The organism is Flavobacterium sp. GW821-FHT11G01 (genome assembly GCF_058808175.1).
This window is the reverse complement of record NZ_JBXARK010000012.1, coordinates 82,211-94,452: the sequence shown is the minus strand read 5'-3', so window position 1 is coordinate 94,452 and position 12,242 is coordinate 82,211. Positions and strand designations below refer to the sequence as shown.

Sequence of the window (12,242 nt, the reverse complement as noted above, 5' to 3'; positions counted from 1 at the left end):
CATTTACATAATTTCATTTCAAATTATTATTTATTCTAAAACAGAATAATCTCCAATGCTAATGCTTGAAAATTTACCATCATAACTAACATGGTTTCCAATCATTGCATTATCTAAGTTAGCGTTTTTTATTTGAGAAAATGTCTGAACTAAACTGTTTTTTATAGTACTGTCTGTTATATGACATCCTTTTCCTAAAGATACGTTTGGTCCAACTGTTGCGTTTTTCAACACTACATTTTCGCCAATATAACATGGAGGAATAATTGTTGCGTTTTCTAAAGTTACATTATAATCAACTAAATGTTCTCCGTCGTTATGCAAAAATCCTAGCATTCTGGTATTGGTTTCAACGGTAACATCTTTATTTCCGCAATCCATCCATTCGTCAACACTTCCGGTTTTAAAAACTTTTCCGTTAGCCATCATTGCTTTGATTCCATCATTGATTTGGTATTCTCCACCATTCTGAATATTATTATCCAAAACACCCTGAAGTTCTTTTTTTAAATCGCCAACTTCCTTAAAATAATAGATTCCTATAACTGCTAAATCACTTACGAATTCTTTTGGTTTTTCAACCAATTCTATAATTTCATTATTGGCGTTTAGTTTTACCACACCAAATGCTTCTGGCTGATCAACTTGTTTTACCCAAATTACCGCATCTGCAGAAGGGTCTAATTCAAAATCGGCTCTGATCAAAGTATCTGCATAAGCAATAACTGCAGGACCAGATAATGATTCTTTCGCACACATAATGGCATGACCTGTTCCCAAAGGCAAATCCTGGCGATAGATTGATGCTTTTGCACCCAAACCTTTTGCCAAATCCTCTAAACTTGCAACAAGATCAGCGCCAAAAAAAGCTTCATCACCCAAAATAAAAGCAACTTCTTCAATAGGTTCTTTTAAGATTTTAGCAATGTCTTCGACTAAACGATGAACAATTGATTTTCCTGCAACTGGAATTAATGGTTTAGGAACCGTTAAAGTATGTGGTCTAAGTCTTGAGCCGCGACCTGCCATTGGAACTATTATTTTCATTTTTTAATATTTTTCATGGGAAGATTTTACGTCTTCTTGAGTTGGTTTCTTGTTATTTAACCGCAAAGTTCGCAAGGTTTTATTTGTTTAATTTTAAGATCGAAAAGTACAAACTGATTACTGCAATTGCGACTGAAAACTATTTCACACCTGTACTTCCAAATCCACCTTCGCCTCTTGAAGTTTCTGATAATTCTTCAACTTCAATCCATTCGGCTCTTTCGTGTTTGGCAATAATTAATTGAGCAATTCGTTCACCGTTTTCGACTACGAATTCTTCATTTGATAAATTTACTAAAATTACCCCTATTTCTCCTCTGTAATCAGCATCAACAGTTCCTGGCGAATTTAAAACAGTTACTCCTTTTTTGGCTGCCAATCCGCTTCTTGGTCGTACCTGTGCTTCGTATCCAATTGGTAATTCAATAAAAAGACCCGTTTTTACAATGGTTCTTTCTAAAGGTTTAAGCGTTATTGATTCTTTTAAATTCGCACGTAAGTCCATTCCTGCCGAAGCAATTGTTTCGTAGTTTGGTAAATCGTGTTGTGATTTATTGATAATTTGTATTTTCATTTTTAGTTGTAAAAGATTAAAAAGTAATATTACTTTCTATTCATAATTCCTTTGATAGTTTCTTTTTCGTTATGATAAACAAAATACATAAAACCTAATAATAATGGAATTCCAACAAAATAATTTTCTCTAAATCCATAAAAAGAAATAGCCGAAAATACTATTGAAATTCCCAGATAAGCTCCAATTTTGTTCATATCATAAGGTATTGGATAATATTTATTTCCTAAAATATAAGAAATCAACATCATACTTCCATAGGCTGAAATAGTTGCAATTGCAGAACCATAGTAACTGTATTTTGGAATTAAAAAATAATTTAAAACCAAAGTCACTATCGCACCAACAATTGAAATATAAGCGCCAATTTTTGTTTTGTCTGTCAGTTTATACCAAACTGATAAGTTATTGTAAATTCCTAAAAAGAAGTTTGCCAGAATAATTAAAGGCACCACTTTCATGGCTTCCCAATATGATTTATTATCAAGAAGAAGAAACTTTAAAATATCTGCAAAAACAATTACACCCAATAAAATTAAGGATCCCAAAATCACAAAATATTTGGTAATAACGGCATAAGTCTGAGGTGCGTTTTCGTTTTTTGCATGACTGAAAAAGAAAGGTTCGATTCCTAATCTAAATGCTGTTGCAAACAAAACCATAAATAAACCAAGTTTATAACAGGCAGAATAAGCTCCAACTTCTGACTTAGCCAAATTTTCAGGTAATAAATATCCTAATAGAATTTTATCAAAATGCTCGTTAACGGCAAATGCCAGTCCGGCAACCAAAATCGGTAAACCGTATTTCATCATTTTTTTCCAAAGTACAGGATCGAATTTTCTTCCGAGTGAAAGATAATTTGGCGACAGCACAACAAAAGTCGCTAAACTCGCCAACAGATTTGCAATGAAAATATAAGCAATCTGGAAATTCTCAACATATAAATTATCCCAAACTGAATTAGGATTTGATGCTGCCAATTTTGGTAAATACATCAAAAAGAAAATATTCAGCAATAAATTGATTATAACATTTCCAATTTTAATCGCTGCATAAACCATTGGTCTCTGATTGGCTCTAAGTTTAGAGAATGGTACTAACACCAAAGCATCTAAAACTAAAATCCAAACTGAATAAGTAACATATTGTGCGTCTACTTCGGCAAGGCTTGCTAAAGTATTCCTAAAAATTAAGGCAACAAATAAAAAGATTATCGAGGACCAAAATATAGAAATTGTAGAAGTTGCGATTACATTTTTCTTGTCTTCTTCAGCACTGTAGAATCTAAAAAAGGCCGTTTCCATTCCGTAAGAAAGTACAACGTTAAAGAAAACCATCCAGGATAAGACAATTGAAACTTCTCCATATTCTGCGGTTGGCAAAATTCCTGTATACAATCTTACTAATAAAAAACTCAGCATTCGCGGTAGTACCGTTGCTAGTCCGTAAATCGCAGTTTGCTTGAATAGATTTTTATATAATCCCAAAATAATTTAATAATAAGGTTTGTAAAACAAAAATAACCAATTCTTTGGTTTAATACTGATTTTGAAGGTTCAATAAAAGAAGTAAGATACTTTTTTATTGTGTTAATTTATTTTCATCCAAAATTTTCACAAAATGAAAACCTTTTGGTCCATAACCCTGGTTGTAGTAAAAACGGTGTGCGGCAAAATTTCCTGTAAAAGCATCCAAAACAATACTACTACAATCAAGGTCAATCGCTTTTTGTTCAATATAATCTGTCAGTAACTTTCCAATTCCTTTTGAGCGTTGTTCCGGATTAACGACAAAATTATCGATCTCAAGATATTTTCCTGTCCATAATTTAGTAGAAGACCAACAGCCCGTTATACCTAAACATACACCATCTTCAAAAACTCCAATCTGAATATAATTGTGTGGAACCATCGCTGAAAGAAATGACTTGTATTTTTCAATCGAAAGTTTTGGATAAAGAAATCGCATAGTATCAATTTGAGCCAGCATTTCTTCAATTGTGCTCAATTCCTGAATTTGTAGTTTCATTGTAAAAAAAATAGACACCAAAAATACTCATTTTTTTTCATTGCCTAAATATTAGTAAAAATATTAGACATGTGAAATGTATAAATAAATCATAAAAATTATGTAACTTTTAGTTAATATTCTCTTCTTAAATTTGTTATCACAGGGATTGAGAAAAGCTAGAAATACAACCCTTATAAAAAAGAAAAGCATTGGGACTAATAAAGCTAGTTTGTTCCCACAAAAGACAAAGCAAAAAGGGATTGATTCTGCTGTAATGTAACCCTTAAAAAAACAGAGCATTGGGACTGATAAAGCTAGTTTGTTCCCATAAAAGACAAAGCAAAAAGGGATTGATTCTGCTGAAATGTAACCCTTAAAAAAACAGAGCATTGGGATTTATAAAGCTAGTTTGTTCCCATAAAAGACAAAGCACTGCAGATTGAAAAAATCTGTACCGTAATTTTATAAAATGGTATTGATTCTCAGTTTTACGAAAATTGAGAATCACCATTTTATAACACAAATAGAAAAAGATAAAAACTACTATATTTTAAAAGAGCTGACAATTGGGGATGTCAGCTCTTTTTGTTTTTTTAAGATTCTTTATTTTTCATTTCTAAGTTAACGTTTTGCTCCGTTTCTTTTGGTTCCGGAATATCTTCTTCGGTAAACGTTTTTAAAACCTTATTTGTGATTTTTTTCAATTTCACAATCCTGTTTGCCTGATTCTGAACACATTTTTCAAATAGATTTCTAACCACTCTTGCATTTCCAAAGCTTTCATTTTTACTTTCGTATAGTAAGTCGAAAGTATCTGTTAGTTTTTCTTTGGCATCATCAGAAATAATAAAATCAGACTTCAAACAAAAGGATTCAAAAATCTGAAATAATTCTGTTGGAGTAAAGTGGCTAAAATGAAAGTATCTATTAAAACGAGAACGTAATCCCGGATTAGATTCTATAAAAATCTTCATTGGTTCAGTATATCCCGCAACAACAACTGCCAGATCTTCGCGATGATCTTCCATTCTTTTCAAAAGCGTATTTACCGCTTCAGCTCCATAATCATTTCCAAATGCATTTTGAGATAAGGCATACGCTTCGTCAACAAATAAAACACCACCAAGGCTTGCTTCTACTGCGGCATCAACTTTTGTCGCCGTTTGTCCTACATAACCGGCCACCAAACCTTCCCTGTCTGTTTCATACATTTGGCCTTTTGATAAAAAGCCTAAATGTTTAAAAATTCGGCTAAGGAGTCTTGCCACAGAAGTTTTTCCAGTTCCGGGTGGCCCTAAAAAAACGGTATGCAATGTAATTTCAACATTTTTTAATCCTTGTTTCGACCGTTTTTTCTGTATTTCTAATAAATTGATAAGTTCAGAAACGTCTTTTTTTACTTCTGCTAAACCAACTAATTCATTTAATTCTTTAAGTACTTTTTCAAGTGTATCTTCTTCGGGAAGATGGTCTATCTCCTTTTTATCTGTTTTTAATTTACTAAGATTTAAGCCCAAATAGTTAGTAAAAGCTGTGGTGTTTTCAAATTTTTTATCAAACGTAAAATGAATAAAATTTTGATATCTAACTAAAATTTCCTGTAATTGATTACTCTTTTTTTCGGATAAAATCTGAGGCAACAAATAATGGTTTTGATTCACATCTGAAGTTATAATCTTATTCTCTTTTTTTATTTTTAAAAGATGAGTTTTAAATTCTGCTGTAAAAACCAATTGATTTAATTCGTTTGCCGAATTTGCGTCTGCGAAATGTTTGTTGCGCAGTGCATCATAATAATATGCCAGAACAAATTCTTGTTTTTCACTTTTTTTTGCGGGTTCTCTTTCATAAAGATCAATAATGTCCGAAAGGAAAAAGTGTTCTGCTTTAAACAATAAACCTCTGGAAAAAATCGGATTTACAGCTTCGTTTATCTTCTGAATAAATTCTGTGTCTTGATTTAATATAGTACAAATTTCAAGAATGCTAATTGTTTCTTTGTGTAAGTCACTAATAAATGAAGCCGTAAAAACGGCTTCATTAGTATTTATATTTGTTTCCAAATATTTTTTTAGAGACAAAAATGATTCTTCAATAATCGATATCGGATTGTTCTTTTTTGACATAAGCTAATTTAAGAAATCATCATTTGATGAATAATTTCTTTTGATAATTTTAAGTGATCATCACAATACTCTTTCCAGGCTAAGCCCATATCTCTCAGATCATATTTGGCTACGATTGTTCCGTATTTTTCTTGTTTCCCATTTATAGTTGGATAACCAATTACGTAAATAGTCTGTGCCAATTCTATCGCCAATTCAATGTCATGGGTTGAAAAAATAACCGTATTAAAATCTGAAGATTGCCCAAGCAGTTCAAAAGATTTTTTTACTTCTTCAATATTTCCAACATCCAATCCGGAGAAAGGTTCGTCTAAAACAATAAATTGATCCGAAGAAAACAATTGTTCTATAATGGCCGTTCTTTGTCTTTGCCCGCCAGAAAGTTCGTTAGGATATTTATCTGCACAATTATCTAAACCCCATTCTTTTAAATATTTCTTTATTTTTTCGTCTTTTTCAGTATTCGAAAGTGTTGTTTTCCTTAACGAAAACTTCAAAGCCTGAGTAACCGTTTTGTGTCTGAACAAAGTATACTTTTGATCCACAAAACCAATATCGCCTTCGCTTACCGATTTAGCAGCATTAGGTTCTTTGTTTTCAAAATCTCTAATTAATATTTTTCCGGAATTCGTTGGAATCAAACCAGTCAATGCTTTAAAAAAAGTTGATTTTCCTCTTCCAGATCTTCCAACAAAAGCTACAACTTGTCCTGTACAATGTACTCCGTCTCTGACTACGTCTTTTTCTATTAGACTTATATCTTTTATAATAACGGTATCATCGTAGGCAACACTAAGATTTTCTACGTATAAAAGCGTCTCTTTATATTCGTGTTTCATGATTATATTTTTGAATATCTAAATAGTGCTTTTCTTAAGAAATTTATTCCTGCATCTAAGCCAAGACCTATTAATAAAATGATAATTTGAAGTGCAATGATTCGTCCTGTATTCATGAATTTATCAGAATTTTTAATTAAAAACCCTAATCCACCAGAGGCTACTACAATCGATTCGACCGTTACCAGCATCATCCATGTTATTGCGAGATTTTGTCTGATTACATCAATTACATAATCTACTCTTCCTAAAATGATAACCTGCCAAAGCACTTCTAGTCTTGTGCATTTTAGCATTTTTGCATGATCAAATTCTTCTTGTGGAATGTCTTTAATAACTGCAATTAATGAAGTTGTTAAGAAAGTCGTCAGGAAAATGACCAAAATCCAAACCTGCATTGCTCTTGCATCATGCACCACCATTGTAATATAAAATGAAAGACCGGTAAAAGGTAAAAATCTAAATTTTGTAACAAATTCAGCAATTGGTTTCAATAACGGAATTGGCCATGCATAAGCAAATAACAAAGAAATTATTGTAGCCAGAAAAATCGAAATAAAACACAATGACAATGAATTGAAAATATGTACAACCAGACCTTCTCTATACAAATCCTGAAAACCTGTTAAAACCTGAGAAGGAGAAGGAAAAAGATGCTTTTCGCCAGCTGTTGCTGCAAACCAAATAATAATCAAAAGAACTAACCAGCCTATTAAAATAAGCGTTCTGTTCATTTTTGATATTTTTTCAAAGGGAGTTAAAAATTTTATCATAGTGATTGTAAAAGGCTATCCGTTAAGATAGCCTTTTAATATTTTTTATTTTAATAAAGTGATAACCACACGTCTGTTTGATGCTTTTCCTGAAGCAGTATTATTATCTGCAACCGGATCGCTTTGACCTTTTCCATCAACTAATTGGAAACGGTTTGCAGGAATACCTTTTTGTTTTAGGTAATTAACAACTGCCTCTGCTCTGCTTTTTGACAAAGCTAAGTTAGCATCTGCATTTCCAACATTATCTGTATGTCCAACAACAGTTAATTTTGTGTTTTCAGCTTGTACTAAAAGATTGTAGATTTTTTCAACTTCTTTACTAGATGAGTTTGAAATTTCAGCACTTCCTGTATTAAAATTAATCTTCCATTCTCCAGAAGCTACAACTTCTTTTGCCTCTGAACTATAATCCGCTTTATCTGCAGAAGTAGATTCGATATCGTTAATGTTTTTCAGGAAAAACAAGTTTACTGCCTGATCGTAAGGAACAACGGCTCCAACATTTTCATTAAATCCAAATGGATTCAATTCTGTCAAATATCCAGAAACCTGATTATAAACAGATTTATATCTGTTCACACCATCAGATAAACCAAAATATTGCATTACATCAGCATAATTAAATACTTTTGATCCACCCATGTTATAAGTCAATCCTCCTTTTGTTCCTTGTTGTCCTTTGAACATTTTGTACCAATATTCAGGAGTTTCAAGTTTATAGGTATCAGCAACTGCTTCTGAAGCTCTTACTTTCCAGTCTTCATAGTTTTTCATTTGATTAGAAGCCGTCAATGCCGATTTCAAAATGTTAGAAACGATATCCGGATTTTTTTCTGCCCATTCTTTAACTCCAATTAGAGCTGTTGGCATTTGGTTATTGAATTCTTTTGTAGAAACAATATCTACAAAACCAGTCAATTTATCAAAAACTGTTTTATCTCCAGGTGTCCATGTAGCACAACCGTCGATTTTTCTATTTACAGATTTTCCAGTCAATTTTCCGTTTACTACTTCTTTCAAAGTAACAGTCCATCCAGTTGTCTGAGATTTAATTAATTCTTCAGCCGATTTAATATAATCATCATTTTCAGATGGATAAATATTTACAGCATCTGCATCATAAGTCGTTGGATCAGGATTTACTTTTAATCCGTTTGCAAAACAATAGTTAACCGTTGTTACCCAGTCACCATCTCCAAGAACGGCAGAGATAACTGAACCTTTCATAGATTTTGGATCAGATTTCCAGCTTGGTGGCCCGATCAATTTATCTTCACCATAACTCATACCTACCACACCCATAACTTGTAAGTGGTATTTATCTTTTCCGTATTTTTCGTCTAATGATTTTTGAACAGAGCTAATGTAAAATGGAGCACCGTCACCCATAATCATAACTGCAAAAACACTTTTATCTGATGAAGGAAAAGCTTCTCCTTTATCAAATTCTTCGATAAATTTCATTTGCATATTACGCAATTCCGAAAGCCAGTCCTGACGAATAATTTCAAGATTAACTCCGTTTTTTTCCATCAATGATCCTTTTGTTGTTTTTGGACCACCATTAGAAACAATAATTCCAGATTGAGCATTCCATGCATAAGCACCAATTTTTACTAAAGGTTTGTCTGCAACTTCTGAAGATATTTCTTTTGAAGGAAGAGCTATTTTTTCGGCATTAGTAACATTATTAACGTCTGTCGAGTTTAACTCCATACCGTCTAATTGCTTAGAAACAGCTGTTTTAATTCCAGGAGACAAATAATAAACGCCACCTAAAATTACTCCAATTCCAACAATAACGATTAATAATTCAGAAAGCGTTGTTAACTTTTCTGTTCTTAAAATTTTTCCCATTTTTATTTAAAAATTAAATTTAATTGTATTAAAAAATATCTCCAAAACCACCACCAGACATTTTATCTTCCTTGGTCATTTTATAATTTGGATTTGTATATTTTGTTGAATCCGGAATTGTATTGTCACCCGTTTTAATTTCATCTGCTAATGAATCTAATCTTGAATAAAGCTCATCATTATCAACAGAGTATTTAGAAGTCAAAGCATCAATGTCAATTAAGTTTTCAGAAGTTTTAGCAATATCCTGAGCAATTGTAGACGTTACAACTTCAAGAGCATATTCTAATTCCCAATCTTTAGTAAATAGCATTGCGCTTTTTGCACTTTCTGTAGCTTCTTTTGCATTTCTGGCAAATTCATATTCTTTTTGAAGCATTTTAACCGTTACGTCAAAATCAGCAATTTTAATGTCGATCGCTGTTCCTGCCAAAGTCAATTTTCGATCCATTTTTCCTAAAACATTGGCACGAACACCATATTTTTGGATAAAACTTTTGCTTTGCTCATATTGAGTTGAAACTCTTTGAGAATCGCTTAACTTTCTGGCCAATTCACTTTGTAAGGCTACATATTCATCCGTATCTTTTGCTCCAATACCATTTTGTTTTACCATTTCATCCATCGCAGATTTCAATTTTTCTGACTGACGTTGTAAACTCAAAACATCTTCCTGAAATTCCTTCGCCTCTTTTTCAGATTTATTGGCTTCAATTTCCATTTCGTTTTTAAGACCTTTTAGCTTTGCTTTAGTATTCTTAAAAACTTCGCGGTTTTTAATCATTTTTTGTTTTTGCTCTTCCAACTCATTAAAAGGATTGCTTTGAATTAATGCTTTATGAATGTTTTTCGTAGCAAAACGAAGTCCTTTCATAATAACAGGAGCCATCATAACCAAAAAGACCAAAAATACTCCTGTCGCTGATAAAGCAATTGCCTGACCTAACATTGTAAATAATGGCGGAATAATATAAGTCCAGATTAAATAACCACCAACTCCTAGTAAGCCAAGTGCCAAAGCCAAAAACAATGACTTTTCTCCTTTTTTAAGCGCACCTGATTTTAAAGCAATTTCTCCTTTAGACTCGTCAAAATGTTTTAGTATTGGCAGTGTCAAAAGAGTACTTCTTTCTTGTTCGTATTTATCCATTATAAATATTGATTAATTCCTGTTATTACAGTATTGATTGAGGTTAATATTTTTTGTTTCGCTAAATTGTTGGCATCCATCTTTAATTGAATTTCTGAAAGCTGTTCCATATTAACAGGATCAATTTTTTGAAGTTCTATTTTTTTAGCTTCCAACTCTTTTTGAAGTTCAATGATTTTCGCTTCCAGATCAGAAATGCTTTTAGATAAATTATACTTTTCTTTAGTTATCGTATTATCTAAATCCGCTTTTTTTGTTTTGCCAATTGTATCGTACTTGGTGTAAACCTTTTCAATTTCTGCAATATAAAAACTACCTTTCTGTAAAAGAAATTCTTTAGTCAGGTCAGATTTAATGGATTTACCCATAGTAAAAGCCATCTGATAACTTTGCGGATTTGTTACCCCAACTGCCATAACAGATTTATAAAGTTCGAAAAAATCAAAACCGGACTCATTTAACGACTCAAAACCTTTATCATAAACTTCAAAAATTTCGTTTAAAAAAGGATTCGTCAGCGAATTTGTTGGAAATGCTTCTATAGCTTGATTCGGAAACTTATTGTCAGCAGGAGTTGTTGAAATGGGCGTCGATGGTTGAGTTGCCGTTGTGCCCTCTGAATTATTTGCCTCATCATTAATGAAGAGACTCTTCCAATTGAAACTTTCTTTTGCCATTGTTTTTGGTTAAACTATTTTTAATAACTTTTTGGTTGCTAAATGTTATACGCAGAAAGTGTTAAAAAGTTACTAATTATAAAGGCATAAATATATATATTTTTAAAATTAAATTGTAACTATTTAATTACCAAATCAGTTAATTCTCATAAATTATCAAAAAACGAAAAAAATATTTCAATATTTTTATTAATTTATTGAAAACAAAAATACTTGTCCAAAAAAAAAGAGCCAACTATTTGTTGGCTCTTTTAAGATATTTTATTAAATACTACTTATCCGTTCAATGCTTCTGCACCACCTACAATCTCAAGGATTTCGTTAGTAATAGCAGCCTGACGTGCTTTGTTGTAAGTTAATTTCAATTGGTTTCTTAATTCAGTAGCGTTGTCAGTTGCTTTGTGCATAGCTGTCATACGTGCTCCGTGTTCTGAAGCAAATGAATCGCGAATACCTTTGTATAATTGTGTTTTCAATGATTTAGGAATCAATGTCAATACAATTTCTTCTTTTGAAGGCTCGAAAATATAATCTGCAGCTGAAACAGGTACATCAGATTTAATTGGAGCTAACGGTAAAAACTGTTCTGTCTGAACAATTTGAGTCGCAGCATTTTTAAACTGATTGTAGATCAATTCGATTCTGTCATATTCTCCTGATAAGAATTTTTCAGTCAAATTATCTGCAATTCCAGCAACATTTTCAAAAGTTAAATGATCAAAAATTGCATTATGATGACCGTGTGCTTTAAAAGATTTACTTAGTACATCATTTCCTTTTTTACCAATAGGAAAAACATCTACTTGTTTTCCAGCATAAAAAGCAGCACGATTTTTAACTTCTTTAATAATATTTGCATTGAATGCACCACATAAACCTCTGTTTGAAGTTATAGCAACAAGCAATACTTTTTTTACTTCACGTTGTGTTGTATAATCACCTCCAACTTCACCATCAAGTGTAGCAGAAAGGTTTTGCAACAACTCCGTTAATTTCTCGGCATAAGGGCGCATCGCAGTGATTGCATCTTGTGCTTTCTTAAGCTTTGCTGCAGAAACCATTTTCATAGCCGATGTAATTTGCATCGTCGATGAAACGGAAGTAATTCTATTACGGATTTCCTTTAAATTTGCCATTTGTCGATTAAAAAATGTGACAATTTGAAAATTAGATAATTAGAGAA

At 32.2% G+C, this 12,242-nt stretch carries 11 protein-coding genes; all 11 read right to left on the bottom strand.

What is annotated here, in order from left to right; all coding sequences use genetic code 11:
• Nucleotides 1-30: 30 nt before the first annotated feature.
• Nucleotides 31-1,047: a sugar phosphate nucleotidyltransferase gene (locus tag AC1RRN_RS19110; RefSeq protein WP_492968830.1), complete on the bottom strand. Its 1,017-nt coding sequence runs from the start codon at nucleotides 1,045-1,047 to the stop codon at nucleotides 31-33.
• A 139-nt stretch (nucleotides 1,048-1,186) separates the two neighbouring features.
• The gene (gene dut, locus AC1RRN_RS19105) at nucleotides 1,187-1,621 is read right to left on the bottom strand and encodes a dUTP diphosphatase (RefSeq protein WP_492968829.1); all 435 of its coding nucleotides are present in this window, start codon (nucleotides 1,619-1,621) and stop codon (nucleotides 1,187-1,189) included.
• Nucleotides 1,622-1,650: 29 nt separating this feature from the next.
• Nucleotides 1,651-3,111 carry a lipopolysaccharide biosynthesis protein gene (locus tag AC1RRN_RS19100; protein ID WP_492968828.1) on the bottom strand — a complete coding sequence of 487 codons (1,461 nt, stop codon included), beginning with the start codon at nucleotides 3,109-3,111 and terminating at the stop codon, nucleotides 1,651-1,653.
• Nucleotides 3,112-3,205: 94 nt separating this feature from the next.
• A complete protein-coding gene (locus AC1RRN_RS19095) occupies nucleotides 3,206-3,652 on the bottom strand; it encodes a GNAT family N-acetyltransferase (RefSeq protein ID WP_492968827.1) in 447 nt (148 codons plus the stop codon).
• Between the two features lie 575 nt (nucleotides 3,653-4,227).
• Nucleotides 4,228-5,760: an AAA family ATPase gene (locus AC1RRN_RS19090; RefSeq protein WP_492968826.1), complete on the bottom strand. Its 1,533-nt coding sequence runs from the start codon at nucleotides 5,758-5,760 to the stop codon at nucleotides 4,228-4,230.
• 8 nt (nucleotides 5,761-5,768) lie between these two features.
• Nucleotides 5,769-6,599 (bottom strand): ATP-binding cassette domain-containing protein, encoded by an 831-nt coding sequence (locus AC1RRN_RS19085; protein ID WP_492968825.1) that lies wholly within the window; start codon nucleotides 6,597-6,599, stop codon nucleotides 5,769-5,771.
• Nucleotides 6,600-6,601: 2 nt separating this feature from the next.
• Complete coding sequence (locus AC1RRN_RS19080; protein ID WP_492968824.1) at nucleotides 6,602-7,333, bottom strand: ABC transporter permease; 732 nt, start codon at nucleotides 7,331-7,333, stop codon at nucleotides 6,602-6,604.
• A gap of 84 nt (nucleotides 7,334-7,417) precedes the next feature.
• Nucleotides 7,418-9,232 (bottom strand): OmpA family protein, encoded by a 1,815-nt coding sequence (locus AC1RRN_RS19075; protein WP_492968823.1) that lies wholly within the window; start codon nucleotides 9,230-9,232, stop codon nucleotides 7,418-7,420.
• 28 nt (nucleotides 9,233-9,260) lie between these two features.
• Nucleotides 9,261-10,382 (bottom strand): hypothetical protein, encoded by a 1,122-nt coding sequence (locus AC1RRN_RS19070; RefSeq protein WP_492968822.1) that lies wholly within the window; start codon nucleotides 10,380-10,382, stop codon nucleotides 9,261-9,263.
• Nucleotides 10,382-11,059, bottom strand: coding sequence for a hypothetical protein (locus AC1RRN_RS19065; RefSeq protein ID WP_492968821.1), 678 nt, complete (start codon nucleotides 11,057-11,059; stop codon nucleotides 10,382-10,384). Before AC1RRN_RS19065 ends, AC1RRN_RS19070 begins: the two co-directional genes overlap by 1 nt.
• 275 nt (nucleotides 11,060-11,334) lie before the next feature.
• On the bottom strand, nucleotides 11,335-12,195 hold the full coding sequence (gene atpG / locus AC1RRN_RS19060) for an ATP synthase F1 subunit gamma (protein ID WP_492968820.1): 861 nt from the start codon (nucleotides 12,193-12,195) through the stop codon (nucleotides 11,335-11,337).
• Nucleotides 12,196-12,242 lie beyond the last annotated feature (47 nt).

Coding starts and splice junctions, on each gene's coding strand:
- AC1RRN_RS19080 (WP_492968824.1), bottom strand. CDS start 7,333: ATGAACAGAACGCTTATTTTAATAGGCTGGTTAGTTCTTTTGATTATT.
- AC1RRN_RS19070 (WP_492968822.1), bottom strand. CDS start 10,382: ATGGATAAATACGAACAAGAAAGAAGTACTCTTTTGACACTGCCAATA.
- AC1RRN_RS19095 (WP_492968827.1), bottom strand. CDS start 3,652: ATGAAACTACAAATTCAGGAATTGAGCACAATTGAAGAAATGCTGGCT.
- AC1RRN_RS19065 (WP_492968821.1), bottom strand. CDS start 11,059: ATGGCAAAAGAAAGTTTCAATTGGAAGAGTCTCTTCATTAATGATGAG.
- AC1RRN_RS19085 (WP_492968825.1), bottom strand. CDS start 6,599: ATGAAACACGAATATAAAGAGACGCTTTTATACGTAGAAAATCTTAGT.
- AC1RRN_RS19075 (WP_492968823.1), bottom strand. CDS start 9,232: ATGGGAAAAATTTTAAGAACAGAAAAGTTAACAACGCTTTCTGAATTA.
- AC1RRN_RS19110 (WP_492968830.1), bottom strand. CDS start 1,047: ATGAAAATAATAGTTCCAATGGCAGGTCGCGGCTCAAGACTTAGACCA.
- atpG (WP_492968820.1), bottom strand. CDS start 12,195: ATGGCAAATTTAAAGGAAATCCGTAATAGAATTACTTCCGTTTCATCG.
- dut (WP_492968829.1), bottom strand. CDS start 1,621: ATGAAAATACAAATTATCAATAAATCACAACACGATTTACCAAACTAC.
- AC1RRN_RS19090 (WP_492968826.1), bottom strand. CDS start 5,760: ATGTCAAAAAAGAACAATCCGATATCGATTATTGAAGAATCATTTTTG.